The sequence below is a fragment of the Streptococcus sp. 9903 genome (assembly GCF_013276625.1).
GTDB lineage: Bacteria > Bacillota > Bacilli > Lactobacillales > Streptococcaceae > Streptococcus.
Genome location: NZ_VMLI01000005.1, coordinates 99,291 through 115,988 on the forward strand (window position 1 = coordinate 99,291; position 16,698 = coordinate 115,988).

Consider the following 16,698-nt stretch of genomic DNA (forward strand, 5'->3'; position numbering starts at 1 on the left):
TCCGCCTTGTTTCCTACTCTGGTATTATTTACCGTCTGACTATTTAAAATTGAATACAGGGCAATCTGTGAAGCCCTAGCATGATATAAACCACAATCTAAAACCTTTTTGATAATAGCTTGCCTGCTGATGTATTTTAGAAAGGTTTAAATCATGAAAATAACTGAAGTTATAAAAAAAGACGGTAGTAAAGTCTATCGTGCTAATGTATATCTAGGAGTTGACCAGGTAACAGGAAAGAAAGTTAAAACTAAGGTAACGGGGCGGACACAAAAAGAAGTTAAGCAGAAAGCTACTCAAGAAAAAATAGCTTTTCAAAAAACAGGATCTACTAGACAAAAGGCTAGCACCATAAAAAACTATCAAGAATTAGCCAATCTCTGGTTAGAAAGTTATAAGAATACGGTTAAGCCAAACACTCAAGGCAATGTTAGAAAGTTAATCGATAATCATATATTGCCCATTTTCGGGGCTTACAAGCTCGATAAACTCACTACTCCACTTATCCAGTCAATTATCAACGAACTTGCTGACAAGACTAATAGAGGGGAAAAGGGGGCTTTTCTACACTATGACAAGATACACGCTTTAAATAAACGTATCTTACAGTATGGCGTAACCATGCAAGCTATACCGTCTAATCCTGCGCGTGATGTTGTTTTACCTCGCAACACTCAGAAAGCAAAGCGCCGAAAGGTAAAACACTTTGAAAATCAAGAACTAAAAAAGTTTCTTGGTTATCTCGATAATTTAGATAGCGATAGATATCGTTACTACTATGAGACAACGCTCTATAAGTTCCTATTGGCTACTGGTTGCCGTATCAATGAAGCTTTAGCTCTTTCCTGGTCTGATATAGATTTAGATAATGCCGTGGTACATGTTACCAAAACACTAAATCGGGATTTAGAAATCAATAGCCCAAAATCTAAGACTAGTTATCGGGATATAGATATAGATCAAGCGACTGTTAGCATGCTAAAACAGTACAAAACTACGCCAAACTAAAGAGGCCTGGAAGATAGGGCAACGTGAAAGTGTAGTATTTTCTGATTTCATTCATGAGTATCCTAGCAGTTCAAGACTTAAAAGAAGATTGCAAACACATTTTAAGCGTGCTGATGTTCCTAACATTGGATTTCACGGATTCCGTCACACTCACGCTAGTCTCTTGCTTAACTCTGGAATACCATACAAGGAACTCCAGTACCGCCTAGGTCATTCCACTTTATCAATGACCATGGATATATATAGCCACCTCTCAAAAGAGAACGCAAAAAAAGCAGTCTCATTCTACGAAACTGCACTAAAAGCACTATAGGGGGAGCAAAAAGGGGAGCAAATTTTAAAATCAACATTTCAAGACAAAGTAAAAATCCAATAGCAACAGGATTTTTGTTAGATTTATTTTGAAAAAGGCCGATTTTATAGTATAATAGTACGGTGTGAAAAAATATGAAAAATGAGAAAGGATAAGGGATATGAAACAAGTTTTTCTCTCTACAACAACTGAATTTAAAGAGATCGATACGCTTGAACCGGGTACTTGGATCAATCTCGTCAATCCGACTCAAAATGAATCACTCGAAATCGCTAACGCCTTCGATATTGATATTGCCGACCTTCGAGCACCGCTCGATGCGGAAGAAATGTCTCGTATTACGATTGAAGACGAGTACACCCTGATTATCGTTGACGTGCCGGTCACAGAAGAAAGAAATAACCGCACCTACTACGTAACCATCCCGCTTGGTATTATCATCACCGAGGAAACCATTATCACTACGTGTTTGGAACCATTACCGGTCCTCGATGTCTTTATCAACCGTCGATTGCGTAATTTCTACACCTTCATGCGTTCGCGTTTCATCTTCCAGATTCTCTATCGCAATGCAGAACTTTACCTAACAGCCCTTCGTTCGATTGACCGCAAGAGTGAACAAATCGAAAGTCAACTGCATCAATCAACTCGTAATGAAGAATTGATTGAGCTCATGGAATTGGAAAAAACCATCGTCTATTTCAAGGCTTCCCTCAAAACAAATGAGCGTGTGATTAAAAAATTGACCAGCTCAACCAGCAATATCAAGAAATACCTTGAAGACGAAGACCTGCTTGAAGATACCCTGATTGAAACTCAACAGGCCATCGAGATGGCAGATATTTATGGAAACGTCTTGCATTCTATGACAGAGACCTTCGCCTCTATCATTTCTAACAACCAGAACAACATCATGAAAACCTTGGCCCTTGTGACCATCGTTATGTCCATCCCAACCATGGTCTTTTCTGCCTACGGGATGAACTTTAAGGATAATGAAATCCCCCTAAACGGAGAGCCAAATGCCTTCTGGTTAATCGTCTTTATCGCCTTTGCTATGAGTGTCTCGCTCACTCTCTATCTCATCCATAAAAAATGGTTCTAAGAGGAGTTCCTATGTCTCAGATTGATCTACAAAAATTAACTAAGAAAAACCAAGAATTTGTCCACATCGCTACCCAACAATTCATCAAAGATGGAAAAACAGATGCTGAAATTAAGGCTATTTTTGAGGAAGTTATTCCCCAAATCCTTGAAGAGCAAGCCAAAGGCACTACTGCTCGTTCCCTCTACGGTGCACCAACTCACTGGGTTCACAGCTTCACTGTCAAGGAGCAATATGAAAAAGAGCATCCAAAAGAAAATGATGATCCAAAACTCATGATTATGGACTCAGCCCTTTTCATCACTAGCCTCTTCGCCCTCGTCAGCGCCCTCACAACCTTCTTCTCAGCAGATCAGGCTATCGGTTACGGTTTGATTACCCTCCTGCTAGTTGGACTGGTTGGTGGATTTGCCTTCTACTTGATGTACTACTTCGTTTACCAATACTATGGACCAGATATGGACCGCAGTCAACGCCCACCTTTCTGGAAATCTGTACTGGTTATCCTAGCTTCTATGTTCCTTTGGTTGCTTGTCTTCTTTGCAACAAGCTTCCTACCAGCTAGCCTTAACCCAGTACTTGCTCCAGTGCCGCTGGCTATTATCGGAGTAGCCCTCCTAGCCCTTCGCTTCTATCTCAAGAAACGCTTGAACATCCGCAGCGCAAGTGCAGGACCAACACGTTATTAAGAAGAATCATAAAAGCAACTGCAGGTGCGGTTGCTTTTTCACTACTTTCTTGATTTAAAAGCATTCTTCTGAAATCCCACATAGCTCTATCTAATCTTTTGTGATAAAATAGGCTCATACTCAATGAAAATCAAAGAGCAAACTAGGAAGTTAGCCGCAGGTTGCTCAAAGCACTNNTGAAACTGACGAAGTCAGTAACCATACATACGGCAAGGCAAAGCTGACGTGGTTTGAAGAGATTTTCGAAGAGTATCAATCTATTTCTAGGAGGATGAGATATGATTTCTACTATTGGTATTGTTAGTTTATCTAGTGGCATTATCGGAGAGGACTTTGTCAAACACGAAGTGGACTTGGGTGTCCAACGTCTCAAGGACCTGGGACTCAATCCTATCTTTTTGCCCCATTCGCTAAAAGGATTAGACTTTATCAAGAACCATCCTGAAGCTCGTGCAGAGGATTTGATTCATGCCTTTTCTGATGATAACATCGACATAATCCTATGTGCCATCGGTGGGGACGATACCTATCGCTTACTACCTTATCTTTTTGAAAATGACCAACTCCAAAAGGTTATCAAACAAAAAATTTTTCTTGGCTTCTCGGATACAACCATGAACCATCTCATGTTGCGTAAACTAGGAATCAAGACTTTTTATGGTCAATCCTTCTTAGCAGACATTTGTGAATTAGACAAGGAGATGTTGCCCTATAGCTTTCACTACTTTAAAGAATTGATTGAGACTGGAAGAATTTCAGAAATCCGCCCTAGCAATGTTTGGTATGAGGAACGAACGGATTTTAGTCCCAAGGCTCTGGGGACACATCGTATCAGTCATGCAAATACTGGTTTGGAGTTGTTGCAAGGAAATGCCCAGTTCGAGGGAAAAATCCTCGGTGGGTGTCTTGAGTCCCTCTATGATATCTTTGACAACTCTCGATACACAGATAGCACGGAGCTCTGCCAAGAATACAAACTTTTCCCTGACTTGTCAGACTGGGAAGGAAAGATCCTCTTGCTAGAAACAAGCGAAGAAAAGCCTGATCCGGAATACTTCAAAAAGATGTTGCGGACTTTAAAGGACACTGGTATATTCGAGGTCATCAGTGGACTCCTGGTCGGAAAACCTATGGATGAAACTTTCTATGACGACTATAAAGAGGCACTATTGGATATTATTGACAGCAATATCCCGATTATCTATAATCTAAATGTCGGCCACGCAACTCCGAGAGCAATTGTCCCCTTTGGCGTCCATGCCCATGTAGATGCACAGGAGCAAGTCATTCGCTTTGACTATAACAAAAAATAAATAGTTTCTCTATTTTTGTGCTTTTGTATTCGTTTTCGTTACAATTTGTATCTGAATTTATTGCATTTCGCTAATTTCTATGTTATCCTTTTGAAGGAGGTGTATATGACAAAACAAAAAATTAATCGAATCGTAGGTTCTATTGGTGCCTTTATTGGAATTATAGTATTTATTGCCTACATACCTCAAATTATCGCTAATTTACAGGGAAATAAAGCTCAACCATTTCAACCTTTATCAGCTGCTATATCTTGCTTAATCTGGGTTATTTATGGATGGACAAAGGAACCTAAGAAGGATTGGATACTAATCATTCCAAATTCAGCTGGTGTTATTTTAGGTGGAATCACTTTTTTGACTTCACTCTAACAAATCTAATAGTATATATAAAAAGCTGGGAAGAGTTTCTCAGCTTTTTTCTATATTCTCAGATATTCTAATTACCTATACTCACTAATTGCCGCTTTTCCACTCACAATCATTCTCATGGTCATCAACTAGCCCTGCAGCCTGTAGAAAAGACAAGATAGCGACTGGGCCTGTGAACTTGAAACCTCTTTTTTTGAGATCTTTGGCTAATTTTTCAGACAAGGGTGTTTTAGCTGGGGCTTGGCGGTAGTCGGGAACATCATTAACGATCGTTTTCCCCTCAACAAAAGACCAAAGATAGGCATCAAAAGAGCCGTACTCTGCCTGTAGTCGTAGAAAGGCTTGAGCATTAGCGCGTGTAGAAAAAATCTTGGCTCTATTTCGGATGATGGCTGGATTGTCTAACAAGGCTTCCAATTCGGTGTCGGTCATCTCTGCAACTGCTTGAATTTGATAGCCATGAAAGGCTTCTCGGAAAGCTTGGCGTTTGTTGAGCACCGTTTCCCAAGATAGGCCTGCCTGATAGGTTTCCATACACAATAACTCAAACAATGCTTGGTCATCATGGAGAGGCTGGCCCCACTCCTCATCATGATAGGCAATGTAGAGCGGATTGGTCATCTTGACCCACGAACAACGTTTTGTCATGCTCTACTCCTATTTGACCAACATTTTAAGGGCCGACTTGATATAGTTCTCAGCTGTATCTGTCGTTCCTTCAAAGAATTTCTTGATTTTCTTGAGTTCTGTTGCCTTGTAGCCCAGAGCCAGCATAGCTTCCATGGCTTCTTCCAGTTCTTGGTTTTCAGTGCTAGCTTGCACTGCCACCTTAGCAGGAAGGTCATCTCCTGCAACTACTACCTTGCCTTCCAAGTCCAGCACCATCTGCTGGGCTGTTTTCTTGCCAATTTTAGGGAATTTGGTCAAGTAGGTGATGTTCTTGGTTTCAATGGCTTGAACCAAGCCAGCATTGTCATCAGCAGCGATAATAGCAAGAGCTGATACAGGACCAATCCCAGAGACCGAAATCAGACTGAGAAAGAGTTTTTTCTCGTCTTCTGAGCGAAATCCATAAAGCAGATGAGCGTCCTCACGCACGACTTGATGCACATAAATCTGAGCCTCCTGATTGACCTGTCCCGAGTAAGCATAGGGATTGGCCACATGCAGGATATAACCGATACCGTTGGTTTCAAGAACAATGTATTTAGCAGTGATTTTGGTAATGATTCCTTTTAAATATTCGTACATAGTTTTCCTTTTAGTTTAATATTTCCCCAACTCACGGAGACTGGTGTGATTTTCCTGAATGCGTCGGAACATCTTTTCCATATCCGACTTAGTAAAATGCACCAAAACAGGACGTCCGTGAGGACAGTTGTAGGGATTGTCACATTGAGAAAGTTGATAGAGGAGTTGCCTAGCTGAGTGGTCATCGATACGGTGATTGGCCTTAATAGACCGTTTGCAGGACATCATGATAGCCAGCTCTGCTCGGTATTTCTTGATAGAAACTTCCTTGGTCAAAAGGAGCATGTCACACATTTCATAGATTCCTGACTCAATCTCCTCCTCTGCCATCCAAATAGGATGTTCACGTAGGATAAATTGATTCTCCCCGTACTCTGCTAGAAAGACGCCCACTTCCTCTAAAAGCGCCATTCTTTCCTTGAGCCGAAGGGCATCATCCGCTGGAAATTCAAAGATATAGGGCACTAGGAGTTGCTGCTGGCTCTGGTCAACATTGCCAATGCTTTCACGGTACTCCTCGTACTTAACCCGTTCCTGAGCCGCATGTTGGTCTATGATGTAGAGCCCATCTCGCCCTTGGGCAAAGAGATAGGTTCCATGCATCTGTCCGAAAAATTCCAACTCTGGGAAGCTGGATGATTCTTCTCGCTCCAGCTTGTCATAGGCCTTATCAAGACTCGCAAGGTCTAACTCTGGGTGATCTAGCTGGTCGTAGTTAGCAGGCTTTCTCTCTGCAAAATGCAGTTTAGCTGGCTTGGTCAATTGATCTAAGGTTTCCTTGGCAAACAAAGTCAAGTCTTGCCCTTCCTCAGTCAATTCCACCTGATAATCAGCCACCTCAGCTTGACTAGGTCTTGTAGGCTCAGTTTTCTCATAGTAGAGCGTATTTTCTTTGAGTGGGAGAATAGTTTGCTCCACCTTCTCACGATTGCGCACGGTCGATTTGGCAAGATTTTCCAAGGCATCAGGTATCAAGGTTTGTTCCTTGAGACTATTAGAAATAGCTTCTGAGACCAGCGTCATCAGTTCTTTTTCCTTGGAAATCCGCACCTCTTGCTTGGTTGGATGCACATTGACATCCGCTAGATAGGGGTCGATATGAATGTGAATGACAGCTAGTGGAAAACGGCCTACCATGAGCTTACTTCCGTAACCATCTAAAATAGCACGATTGAGTAAAAAGTTCTTGATATAACGGCCATTGATGAAGAGACTGATATAGTTGCGGTTGGCTCTAGTTAACTCAGGCAAGGACACAAAGCCAGAAATTTCGAAATCAAGGTCAGAATTCTCAATTTCAATCATCTTCTTGGCGCTAGCTAAACCATAAATCCCTGCGATTGCTTGTCGCAGTTGACCAGTCCCTGCTGTTCGCGTCATTTCCTTGCCATCACTGATCAAACTAAAAGAAATCTCAGGATGGGCTAAACCCAGACGATTAACAATATCAATGATATGAGACAACTCTGCTTGCTGGCTCTTCATATACTTGAGGCGGGCAGGTGTGTTGAAAAAGAGGTCCTCCACACAAACCTTGGTTCCCACAGGACTAGTCGCTGGAATGATTTCTTCTACTTCTCCTCCACGAGCGACTAACTTGGTTCCATGACTAGCACTATCCACCGCCGTCAACAAAGTCAAGACACTAACAGACGCAATAGAAGGCAAGGCTTCACCACGAAAACCAAGCGTCCGAATCCGAAAGAGATCTGCTTGATTTTTTATCTTACTGGTCGCATGACGACGCAAGGCCAATTCCACCTCATCGTGAGCAATTCCATGACCATTATCTGTGATTTGAATCTTCTTGAGACCAGCTTCCTCAATCTCAACGATAATCTGACTAGAGCCCGCGTCAATGGCGTTTTCTACCAGCTCCTTAACAACACTAGCTGGACGCTCGATAACCTCTCCAGCTGCAATCTGGTTTGCCAGCACCTCTGGCAATTCAATAATATGAGACATCTTTCAGCCCCTTTCTGTATCTATTTTCCTAGAAATTGATTAGTGCTATTATACCATATTTCAGATAGGACAGAAAAGCTCCACCACATAGGAGCCAAATCCCTCCACATAGACAAAGTACCTTGCCAGGTCTCCTAAAATAGTGTTTAATAAAGATATACAGGAAGTGATCACAACCTTGTATAACTGAAAAGGAGAGAAATTTATGAAAGTAGAACTACAGATTAGTGAAACTTACGAAGAGGAAAAGCTGATTGTTCAAGCACCTCAGCCGACAGATAAAGTCCAGAAAGTCATCGATTTCGCAGAAAATCTTGACCGAAAAGAAACAATCAAAGGAAAAATCGATGATCAGGTCTATCTCGTTGAGATTGGTAAGATACAACGCTTCTATATCGAGAATCGAAAGGTTCTAGCAGAAACCGCGAGTCAGACCTACAACATTGATTTACGGCTCTATCAGGTCCTTGAACTTTTGCCAAGCAATTTTATCCAAATTTCCCAATCAGAAATCATCAATATCAACTCCATCTCTCATCTCAAGCTCACGCCCAACGGTCTAGTAGAAATCTTTCTAAAAAACGAAAGTTTCACCTACTCTTCACGTCGTTACCTAAAAACCATCAAGGAGAAATTAGAACTATGAAAAAACAAGTATTTCACGATGCAGCTGCCGGTGTCCTCATCGGCCTCATCCTCTCTATCATCTTTTCATTCATCTACGCCCCAAACACCTACGCCCCACTAAGTCCCGAGTCTCTGATCGGACAAGTGATGGTGCAACATCAGGTTCACGGTGCCTTGGTCTTGCTCTACTGCACACTTATTTGGGCAGCTATCGGTATTCTCTTCAACTTTGGAAAGCGATTATTCAGCCGTGATTGGAGCTTGCTCCGTGCAACTCTGACTCATTTTTTCCTCATGCTAGTAGGCTTTATCCCACTAGCAACTCTGGCTGGTTGGTTCCCCTTCCACTGGTTCTTCTATCTCCAGCTCATCCTTGAGTTTGCGATTGTCTACCTTATCATTTGGACTATTTCCTATAAAAGAGCATCAAAAAAAGTAGACCATATCAATCAACTCTTGAAGCATAAAAAGTAAGAACCTCATAATAAGCAAATCCGAGAAAGAGACTTCTCGGTTTTTCTTTATCCTGCTGTACCTTACTATCATAGCAGTTATTTTCAGATCTTCTTTGTAAATTTTCTGTAATTTTCTATCTTTTTTCAAAATATTCTTGCATTTTCCCAAAGTTTTTTGTAGAATATAGATTACATATCCAGATTATTCTGAAAATTCAAAAAGGAGTATTTATCATGTCGCAAGCTATTTCCTTAAATCAATCAACCTGGACAAGTAAACTAAAAGCAATGGGGCCTGGAATCCTAATGGCTTCTGCCGCTGTTGGCGGTTCCCACATTGTATCCTCAACTCAAGCTGGCGGTTCTTACGGTTGGTCTCTACTTCTCTTGGTTATCTTAGCCAATGTCTTTAAATATCCATTTTTCCGTTTTGGTGCTGAATACACCGCTGATACTGGAAAGACTTTGGTTGAAGGTTATGCCGAAAAAGGAAAACTCTATCTCTGGATTTTCTTTATCCTAAATGTCTTTTCGGCTATGGTCAACACAGCTGGTGTCGCCATTCTGTGCTCAGCTATCATCGCCAGTGCCTTCCCAATGATTGGACTTAGCATCACTCAGTGGTCCCTCATTCTCGTTGCCATCATTTGGGCTATGCTACTCTTTGGAGGCTACAAACTTTTAGACGGCATGGTCAAATGGATTATGTCTGCTTTGACCATTGCAACTGTTCTTGCAGTTATCATCGCAGCGGTCAAGCATCCAGAATACAGTTCTGATTTTGTCGAGAAGACACCTTGGCAAATGGCAGCTCTGCCCTTCATCGTCTCCCTCCTAGGATGGATGCCAGCTCCTATTGAAATTTCAGCTATCAATTCACTTTGGTCTGCTGAAAAGAAAAAGACCGTCAACTTTAACACAGAGGACGCTCTGTTTGACTTTAACACTGGTTATATTGGAACAGCTATTCTAGCCGTCTTCTTTGTGGCACTGGGAGCACTTATTCAGTATCCTACAGGGCAGGCGGTTGAAGCTGCTTCAGCCAAATACATCTCTCAATTCGTGGGCATGTATGCCTCTGTTCTTGGCGAATGGTCCCGTTACTTGATTACCTTTATTGCTTTCCTCTGTATCTTTGGAACAGTTATCACTGTTATCGATGGCTATTCTCGCGTCAATCAGGAATCTCTCCGACTGCTAATCAGTCAAAAAGAAGACAATCGTAAATCTTTGAACATCTGGATGACCATCACTGCTATCATCGGTATCGTCATTATCAAGTTCTTCGCCGGTCAGGTTTCGACCATGCTCCGCTTTGCCATGATTGGTTCTTTCCTGACAACACCATTCTTCGCTCTTTTGAATTACGCCTTGGTAACGCATGAAAACAAAAATCTTCCTTCTTGGCTCAAACACCTTGCCATTGCAGGATTGATTTTCCTCTTTGGCTTCGCCATCTTCTTTATCTACGCACTCGCAATCGGAAAAGCAGGTTAACTGACAAGCGCGAGATGAAGATAATACTCTTCGCAAATCAAATTCAAACCACGTCAACGTCGCCTTGCCGTACTCAAGTACAGCCTGCGGCTAGTTTCCTAGTTTGCTCTTTGATTTTCATTGAGTATAAGGTTTCATTTCAAGAGAAAATTCAGCAAATATTTCTATGATAAAAAGCATAAGAACAAGGTTTTGAATACCTGAACTTATGCTTTTTTATGTTCTTAAAAACTATTTATACTCAAAAAAAACAGTTGAAAAATCCCAAACGCCTCTTATATTGATTTTAATTCTCCTTTTCCAACTCATACAAATCTGCGATAATAGCTGCGACACGTTTGATGTCTTCCAGCATGCCTCGCATTTCAAAGTCAGCCAATACAGGGAAGCCAAAACGTTGACTGTATTGCTTGGCTGTCAGGCAGTATTGGTTATTAAAGTTACGATTCCCTGAACCAACCACACCAAAACACTTACTAGCATTGTCACCATAGGCGATAAAATCCCCAACGGGTGTCGTCAAAATCTCGACATCTCCATTATCCACGCCATTCCCACCTTCGAGATAGGTCGGCAAAAAAGCGACGTAAGGGTGGTCCATTTCATAGAAATCATGACCTTCCTTGACCAAATCCTTGATATGAATCTTTTGGACTTCAATCCCCTCGTACTGGGACAAGAGATAATCTTTCAAGCGCGTCACAAAACTTTCAGTGTTGCCACTCAAACTAATATAAACTAAAGAAATTGTCTTCATATGTACCTCCATGATTTTATTTTTAATCGAAAAAGAACTACCAAGATTGTATCTTGATAGTTCTTTTTTGTCAATACTTAGGCAAGATTTTCTGCTTCCTCTTCTTCTGCCAAGGCTTTCTGCTGACGCCACATCTTATAGAAGACAAGAGCTAGGAAGAGAACATTGATGACGATATAGAAAATGCTGACAGCTTTTGAACCAATACTCATTGTCAAACGCATGCTCTCATCTTGAACCAACTGCACAGCGTCCTGTAAACCAACATAGCCATAAATCGAACCGATAATAGCTAACAAAACATAGCCAACGTAAGTATAGTTTGCATATTGCAAATTCTTACGAATAAGGAAGACAATCGCTACGACCACTAAAATAGCAGATAGCACAATCAAGGCCATATTAAAAATAGAATGATACGCTTCTGCTACTCCATAGTTGTAATTAAGCTGGTCTTCTAATTGCTGAGCACTGACCCCTGCAACTTGTTTCTGAGCGGCACGAAGAGCTTCTTTGCTAGGTAAGGGACTCAACATTCCAAACAGAGACATTGCTGAAATAAGAGCAGACAAGATTAGCAAGACCCATAGATAAATCGGTTTCTTTTTCATGATAGAACCTCCTAATAATATTATTCATATTATAGCACATTTTGTAAAGGAATACAAATCTTACAGTATCGTTTCTACCTGTTTTCGGTAGGCTTTTGGCGATTTTCCGCACAATTTTCGGAACACTTTATAGAAATATCCAAGGTTACTGTAACCAACAGCATAACAAATATCTTCGATACTGTCACTGGTTGAAAGCAAGAGCTGCTGGGCAGCCTTAATACGTTGTTTGTTTAGTAATTCTGCAAAGGTCGAATCGGTTTCTCGCTTAATCAACTGCCCCAGATAGACAGGATTGATAAAAAGATCCTTACTAATATCCTTGAGAGAAAGTTCTTTCTGATAATCACGCCCAATGACTTCCAGCACACTGACCACATTTTCATTCATACGGTATTGACCGAAAAAGCTGATCAGAGTTTCCTTGATATAAGAAATCAATTCATCGAAGGATTGAATAGCATGAATGGTTTTGACGATATTCGTCATATCATCAGCTTTGAGATGTTCAAACAAGTGGAAAACATCCATGACAAACTGGATAAAAAGCTGTTTGGTAATGGGAACACGCGGTGTATTTTCAAGAACCACCTTCTCCAAGAGGTTTAACTCTTCCACGATTTGATTGAGATTCCCCTGAATGATAACCCTATAAATCGGTTCGTAATAGGCAAAGAGACTCTGAGACTGTTGTAGATTTACAGAACCGTAAAAGAGGGCTTTCTCAGCATTCAGCTTCCAGCGTTCAAATTGTTCTTGATAGGGAGCTTCAAAGGGAGTAACGACTAAACCATCTAGGGCTTGGTCAGAAATGAAAATCTGCCAGTCTTGGCCTAAGACATAGTAGGGAATGGTGAAGGAGCCTTGTTTTTCCTTGGATAGACCTATCCACCAATTCTCCTTACCTCCTAGATAACTAACAAATCCAGCCTCGTCTAAATCTTGACTGAGGGTCTGACTTTTCTTTACTCTCTCACCGAGCTGACCTGCAATCTTTTCCAACAGATTTCCCAATTCTACCTTATCTACTGGCTTAACTAGATAGTCCACAACACTAAGGTTCATGGCCTTTTTGACATAATCAAACTCCTGATAACCTGAAAGCAGGATATAAGCAGCATCTGGTAAAATCTCTTTCATTTCCCGAATCATATCGAGCCCTGTTTTGTCTGGCATATTGACATCTGAAATGATAACATCGACGGGATTTTCCTGCACATATTCTAGGGCTTCATCGGCATGACTGGCTGTTGCGACGACCTCCATATCCCACTTATCAAAGGGGATCAAACGCTTCAGACCTTCTGTCACCATGTACTCATCATCTACTAATAATACTTTATACATCTTCTCCCTTTCTACTCATCTTGAATTGTAATACGATACTGAACACCTGCTTGCTCTGCAGAATCTATAGTAATAGCATATCGATCCCCAAAATAGAGCACAAAACGCTCATGGACATTGACAATCCCGATAGACTGCCTTTGATCACTGTAGCTGGCTTGGTGTTCAAAATGTCTCTGACTTAATTTTTCTCGAATACTTGCCAGTTTTTCAGCCGACATTCCACGGCCATTATCTACCACTAAAATTTCCACAAAACCGTCCTGTTTAAGCGCCTTGATGCTAATCACATTATCTGTCCGTCTGTGGTCAACACCATGCGCGAAATAATTTTCTACCAGAGGTTGTAAGGTAAACTTGGGAATCTTCATATTCTCTAACTCTGGATCTATCTTGAAACCATAGGCAATGGACTTGGGATAGCGAACCATGCAGAGATAGCTGTATTTACGGCAAAATTCTAATTCCTGTTTGAGGAGGGTCTCTCTTTCATCGGAAATATTGTTACGCAAGAGACTACTGAACTCATAAATGATATCTGCCAACTCGTCCTGACTCTGCATAACTGCATACATGCGCAAGAACTCCAGCGTATTATACATAAAATGAGGATTGATTTGCGCCTGCAGTGCTCGCATATTGGCATCTTTTTGACTCAGCTCTAACTGGTAAATATCATGGATATTCTTTTCCAATCGATCCAACATATCATTAGTAGTCTCTGCGATTAGGAGCAATTCCTGATCTTTCTCGGAAATGTCAATCCGACGACCCTCTTCGCCTTGAGCAATGACTTGAATGGAATCCACCAAATCCACTACCTGCTTTTGGTAATTAGCAAAGGTCTGCCTCAAAGTCAGATAAAGAATGACAATAAAGAGAAGGCTCAAGCCCACAATCAAAGCAGAGCTGGTCACCGTTCCTTGTAAAACAAAGTTTTTGGGAACTGCCACCTGAACCTGATAACCATGAGAAGTTAAGCCAACTAGCCAATTTTCACTCTCCTTATCAACTGTCTCACCAATATGAAAAATCTCCGTATCAAAAGGTGAGGTCACTGTTACTGCCATCGGAGTATGACCTCTAGTATTATCAATGGCATGGTATAAAACAGCAGGGTCCAAGGAGATGTAAATCACTCCTAAATCTTGATCTGACACTGGATCTGACACCGGAATGGCAAAACTATTTCCTGCTGGTTTAAAATCCTCAGCCCTGATTTTTTCTCCACTACGTTTGTCTTTAGTAGAAACATATACTTCCTTGTAATCTTGAAAAGCAATGGCCACTCCAGTTACAAAATCATTTCGAACATAGAGGTCATCAACATTTTCATGCAGAGAGACTGATACATAAGGCGAAGCTTTCCGCTCTAATTGCCAGTAAAAATAGTCTGGCATGCTAAGACTAAAGTATTTATAGATTCCCTCAATACGAGCTTGATTTTCAACTAAAGCCTGAGCTATCTGGGTTGACTCTCTATGGTAATATTCAATTTCACTCACTGTTCTAGCAGTTACACGCTGGGCCACTCTCTGAGCTTCCTTTTCCCGTGAATCCCAGTCAGCGTAAGAGAGTAAGATTGCAAAACTCGCAATAATAATCATCATAACTGAACTGTAGGTTCTTAGAAGCGTATGTAGCCAAAACTGCTTCATCCTACTTTGTCGCCAATTTTTCATGGATACTTTCATAGACCGGTTCCAATATATCACTGATAAAGAAATGCCACATCCCAATTCCTACAAAGAAAAGAAGAGCAGGCATATAGTAACCAATTGCCACAAGTAACACTGTCCCAAGGAGAACCTTGGCCACAGCCGCTAAGCTCATAAAGATGCCAATCAAGGATAGTTTGAGACTATTTCGATAAGACAAGTCAAAATAAACTTGTAATTTCAAAGATACTGTATAAGCCAAAAACAGCAGGGCAACTACTAGAACATTCAAAAAGGTCGCAATCAAATGAATAATAGTCTGATGAGGCAATTGCACCAAGAGATACAAGCCATAGACCAAAACTAGATCCACCCCTAAAAAGCTATAGAAAATCAGGTTGCTTGAGACAAAATTTTGCTTATAAAGAGACCACGCCTCCTTCAAACTGTATTCCCGAAAGCTATAACCATGTTCTGCATACAAGCTCATCAAGGTGGCACTAGCCGGCGCTAGACCAAGGATAATCCCTCCTGCTAAAGTTAATAGCCAAAAGAAGGCTGTCGCAATCATCCCTAAAAAGAAACGATTAAAGACAAAGTCTAAAAATCTCCCCATGATATCCTCCTAAAAATAACTATGAAACTATTATATCATATTTCAAGCGTTTTCAAAAACTTCTAGTATCCATTTACAATCCCACCAAACCATGGTAAAATGAGAATTGTGAAAAAATTATCAGGAGATGATTCATGAAAAAATCTATCTTAACTACACTGCTTTTTGCAGTTCTTTACTTCCTCTGCATGGGGATTGGTGTCCTTTTGGGCAATCTCTTTGACCAAACTGGAAACATGTTTTATGCGCCTGCCTTTACTGCCCTTGTCGGCGGTAGCGTCTATATGATCCTAGTCGCAAAAGTTCCGCGCTTTGGAGCCATTACCACTATCGGTCTTGTTATCGCCCTCTTTTTCTTGGGAACTAAACACGGTGCCGGTGCCTTCCTTCCTGGAATTATCTGTGGCCTGCTAGCAGATGGAGTAGCTAGCCTCGGAAAATACAAGGACCAAACAAAGAACTTCCTTTCTTTCATTCTCTTTGCCTTTAGCTCAACTGGTCCAATTCTACTTATGTGGATTGCCCCCAAAGCCTATATGGCAACCCTTCTAGCAAGAGGAAAATCGCAAGAATATATCGACCGTATCATGGTCACGCCAAATCCTGGAACCATCCTTCTATTTATCGCAAGTGTTGTCATCGGAGCCCTAATGGGTGCCTTGATTGGACAAGTCTTGAGTAAAAAATTGGCACAGAAAATCTGATTACTAAAAAAGAGCCACACGGCTCTTTTTTATTTATGGCTCAAGACTTGGTCAAGAAGTCTCCCAAGAATTGATACTCTTCGAAAATCTCTTCAAACCACGTCAACGTCGCCTTGCCGTAGGTATATGTAACTGACTTCGTCAGTCTTATCTCCAACCTCAAAACAGTGTTTTGAGCAACCTGCGGCTAGTTTCCTACTTTGCTCTTTGATTTTCATTGAGTATGAATTTAAAGATAATCAAAATGATAATGATGGTTGCCAAGATAGTTTTATCGTGATTGTAACGGTTAAATCCATAAGCGATGGCCACGTTACCGATACCACCAGCTCCAACCGCACCGGCCATAGCTGTTTCACCAACAAGGGAAATCAAGGTCACAGTCGTCACACGAATCAAATCTGGAAGATCTT

Annotated in this window: 17 protein-coding genes and 1 pseudogene; 9 read left to right on the plus strand and 9 right to left on the minus strand. The window is 41.2% G+C overall.

Annotation, left to right across the window (positions count from 1 at the left end):
- Positions 1 to 153 precede the first annotated feature (153 nt).
- From HT696_RS03035 to HT696_RS03055, 5 genes and pseudogenes are all read left to right on the plus strand, one after another.
- Positions 154 to 1,321, plus strand: a pseudogene (locus tag HT696_RS03035) (site-specific integrase).
- A gap of 160 nt (positions 1,322 to 1,481) precedes the next feature.
- Positions 1,482 to 2,426, plus strand: a complete 945-nt coding sequence (locus HT696_RS03040; RefSeq protein WP_000815623.1) for a magnesium transporter CorA family protein — start codon at positions 1,482 to 1,484, stop codon at positions 2,424 to 2,426.
- An 11-nt stretch (positions 2,427 to 2,437) separates the two neighbouring features.
- Entirely contained in the window at positions 2,438 to 3,115 is a 678-nt protein-coding gene (locus HT696_RS03045; protein ID WP_173219197.1) for a DUF1129 domain-containing protein, read from the plus strand.
- A gap of 278 nt (positions 3,116 to 3,393) precedes the next feature.
- Complete coding sequence (locus HT696_RS03050) at positions 3,394 to 4,428, plus strand: S66 peptidase family protein (RefSeq protein WP_173283313.1); 1,035 nt, start codon at positions 3,394 to 3,396, stop codon at positions 4,426 to 4,428.
- A 105-nt stretch (positions 4,429 to 4,533) separates the two neighbouring features.
- Positions 4,534 to 4,797, plus strand: coding sequence for a SemiSWEET family transporter (locus HT696_RS03055; protein WP_000166114.1), 264 nt, complete (start codon positions 4,534 to 4,536; stop codon positions 4,795 to 4,797).
- Positions 4,798 to 4,881: 84 nt separating this feature from the next.
- Here HT696_RS03055 and HT696_RS03060 read toward each other — a convergent pair whose 3' ends face one another.
- Genes HT696_RS03060 through mutL form a run of 3 tightly spaced genes read right to left on the minus strand, consistent with a single transcriptional unit; the run spans position 4,882 to position 8,013 of the window.
- Positions 4,882 to 5,445, minus strand: a complete 564-nt coding sequence (locus tag HT696_RS03060; RefSeq protein ID WP_173219191.1) for a DNA-3-methyladenine glycosylase I — start codon at positions 5,443 to 5,445, stop codon at positions 4,882 to 4,884.
- 9 nt (positions 5,446 to 5,454) lie between these two features.
- Entirely contained in the window at positions 5,455 to 6,048 is a 594-nt protein-coding gene (ruvA, locus tag HT696_RS03065; protein ID WP_173219189.1) for a Holliday junction branch migration protein RuvA, read from the minus strand.
- Positions 6,049 to 6,063: 15 nt separating this feature from the next.
- The gene (gene mutL, locus HT696_RS03070) at positions 6,064 to 8,013 is read right to left on the minus strand and encodes a DNA mismatch repair endonuclease MutL (RefSeq protein WP_173283315.1); all 1,950 of its coding nucleotides are present in this window, start codon (positions 8,011 to 8,013) and stop codon (positions 6,064 to 6,066) included.
- Between the two features lie 205 nt (positions 8,014 to 8,218).
- Here mutL and HT696_RS03075 point away from each other — a divergent pair, with 205 nt between their 5' ends.
- The 3 genes from HT696_RS03075 (at position 8,219) to HT696_RS03085 (ending at position 10,592) form a co-directional block, all read left to right on the plus strand.
- Positions 8,219 to 8,659 (plus strand): LytTR family DNA-binding domain-containing protein, encoded by a 441-nt coding sequence (locus tag HT696_RS03075; RefSeq protein WP_173274955.1) that lies wholly within the window; start codon positions 8,219 to 8,221, stop codon positions 8,657 to 8,659.
- The gene (locus HT696_RS03080; RefSeq protein ID WP_173274954.1) at positions 8,656 to 9,114 is read left to right on the plus strand and encodes a DUF3021 domain-containing protein; all 459 of its coding nucleotides are present in this window, start codon (positions 8,656 to 8,658) and stop codon (positions 9,112 to 9,114) included. Before HT696_RS03075 ends, HT696_RS03080 begins: the two co-directional genes overlap by 4 nt.
- 215 nt (positions 9,115 to 9,329) lie before the next feature.
- Entirely contained in the window at positions 9,330 to 10,592 is a 1,263-nt protein-coding gene (locus HT696_RS03085; protein ID WP_173274953.1) for an NRAMP family divalent metal transporter, read from the plus strand.
- A gap of 286 nt (positions 10,593 to 10,878) precedes the next feature.
- Here the strand turns inward: HT696_RS03085 and nrdI are convergent, their stop codons facing one another.
- The 5 genes from nrdI to HT696_RS03110 form a co-directional block, all read right to left on the minus strand.
- On the minus strand, positions 10,879 to 11,349 hold the full coding sequence (nrdI, locus tag HT696_RS03090) for a class Ib ribonucleoside-diphosphate reductase assembly flavoprotein NrdI (RefSeq protein ID WP_049539619.1): 471 nt from the start codon (positions 11,347 to 11,349) through the stop codon (positions 10,879 to 10,881).
- Positions 11,350 to 11,426: 77 nt separating this feature from the next.
- On the minus strand, positions 11,427 to 11,960 hold the full coding sequence (locus tag HT696_RS03095) for a hypothetical protein (protein ID WP_000729015.1): 534 nt from the start codon (positions 11,958 to 11,960) through the stop codon (positions 11,427 to 11,429).
- A gap of 60 nt (positions 11,961 to 12,020) precedes the next feature.
- Positions 12,021 to 13,307 carry a response regulator transcription factor gene (locus tag HT696_RS03100; protein ID WP_173274952.1) on the minus strand — a complete coding sequence of 429 codons (1,287 nt, stop codon included), beginning with the start codon at positions 13,305 to 13,307 and terminating at the stop codon, positions 12,021 to 12,023.
- 11 nt (positions 13,308 to 13,318) lie between these two features.
- Positions 13,319 to 14,989 carry a sensor histidine kinase gene (locus tag HT696_RS03105; protein ID WP_345789485.1) on the minus strand — a complete coding sequence of 557 codons (1,671 nt, stop codon included), beginning with the start codon at positions 14,987 to 14,989 and terminating at the stop codon, positions 13,319 to 13,321.
- The gene (locus HT696_RS03110) at positions 14,967 to 15,581 is read right to left on the minus strand and encodes a YesL family protein (protein WP_173274951.1); all 615 of its coding nucleotides are present in this window, start codon (positions 15,579 to 15,581) and stop codon (positions 14,967 to 14,969) included. The genes HT696_RS03105 and HT696_RS03110 overlap by 23 nt, the downstream gene beginning before the upstream one ends.
- Positions 15,582 to 15,715: 134 nt before the next feature.
- Here HT696_RS03110 and HT696_RS03115 point away from each other — a divergent pair, with 134 nt between their 5' ends.
- Complete coding sequence (locus HT696_RS03115; RefSeq protein WP_173274950.1) at positions 15,716 to 16,285, plus strand: MptD family putative ECF transporter S component; 570 nt, start codon at positions 15,716 to 15,718, stop codon at positions 16,283 to 16,285.
- Between the two features lie 195 nt (positions 16,286 to 16,480).
- Here HT696_RS03115 and HT696_RS03120 read toward each other — a convergent pair.
- Positions 16,481 to 16,698 (minus strand): hypothetical protein (locus HT696_RS03120; protein WP_240150239.1); only part of this gene is annotated, 218 nt, incomplete at its 5' end.

What these genes read in the sequence shown, in the direction of transcription:
- HT696_RS03055 (WP_000166114.1), top strand. Translation starts at nt 4,534, where the DNA reads ATGACAAAACAAAAAATTAATCGAATCGTAGGTTCTATTGGTGCCTTT.
- mutL (WP_173283315.1), bottom strand. Translation starts at nt 8,013, where the DNA reads ATGTCTCATATTATTGAATTGCCAGAGGTGCTGGCAAACCAGATTGCA.
- HT696_RS03080 (WP_173274954.1), top strand. Translation starts at nt 8,656, where the DNA reads ATGAAAAAACAAGTATTTCACGATGCAGCTGCCGGTGTCCTCATCGGC.
- HT696_RS03060 (WP_173219191.1), bottom strand. Translation starts at nt 5,445, where the DNA reads ATGACAAAACGTTGTTCGTGGGTCAAGATGACCAATCCGCTCTACATT.
- HT696_RS03105 (WP_345789485.1), bottom strand. Translation starts at nt 14,989, where the DNA reads ATGAAAAATTGGCGACAAAGTAGGATGAAGCAGTTTTGGCTACATACG.
- ruvA (WP_173219189.1), bottom strand. Translation starts at nt 6,048, where the DNA reads ATGTACGAATATTTAAAAGGAATCATTACCAAAATCACTGCTAAATAC.
- nrdI (WP_049539619.1), bottom strand. Translation starts at nt 11,349, where the DNA reads ATGAAGACAATTTCTTTAGTTTATATTAGTTTGAGTGGCAACACTGAA.
- HT696_RS03040 (WP_000815623.1), top strand. Translation starts at nt 1,482, where the DNA reads ATGAAACAAGTTTTTCTCTCTACAACAACTGAATTTAAAGAGATCGAT.
- HT696_RS03100 (WP_173274952.1), bottom strand. Translation starts at nt 13,307, where the DNA reads ATGTATAAAGTATTATTAGTAGATGATGAGTACATGGTGACAGAAGGT.
- HT696_RS03085 (WP_173274953.1), top strand. Translation starts at nt 9,330, where the DNA reads ATGTCGCAAGCTATTTCCTTAAATCAATCAACCTGGACAAGTAAACTA.
- HT696_RS03115 (WP_173274950.1), top strand. Translation starts at nt 15,716, where the DNA reads ATGAAAAAATCTATCTTAACTACACTGCTTTTTGCAGTTCTTTACTTC.
- HT696_RS03045 (WP_173219197.1), top strand. Translation starts at nt 2,438, where the DNA reads ATGTCTCAGATTGATCTACAAAAATTAACTAAGAAAAACCAAGAATTT.
- HT696_RS03050 (WP_173283313.1), top strand. Translation starts at nt 3,394, where the DNA reads ATGATTTCTACTATTGGTATTGTTAGTTTATCTAGTGGCATTATCGGA.
- HT696_RS03095 (WP_000729015.1), bottom strand. Translation starts at nt 11,960, where the DNA reads ATGAAAAAGAAACCGATTTATCTATGGGTCTTGCTAATCTTGTCTGCT.
- HT696_RS03075 (WP_173274955.1), top strand. Translation starts at nt 8,219, where the DNA reads ATGAAAGTAGAACTACAGATTAGTGAAACTTACGAAGAGGAAAAGCTG.
- HT696_RS03110 (WP_173274951.1), bottom strand. Translation starts at nt 15,581, where the DNA reads ATGGGGAGATTTTTAGACTTTGTCTTTAATCGTTTCTTTTTAGGGATG.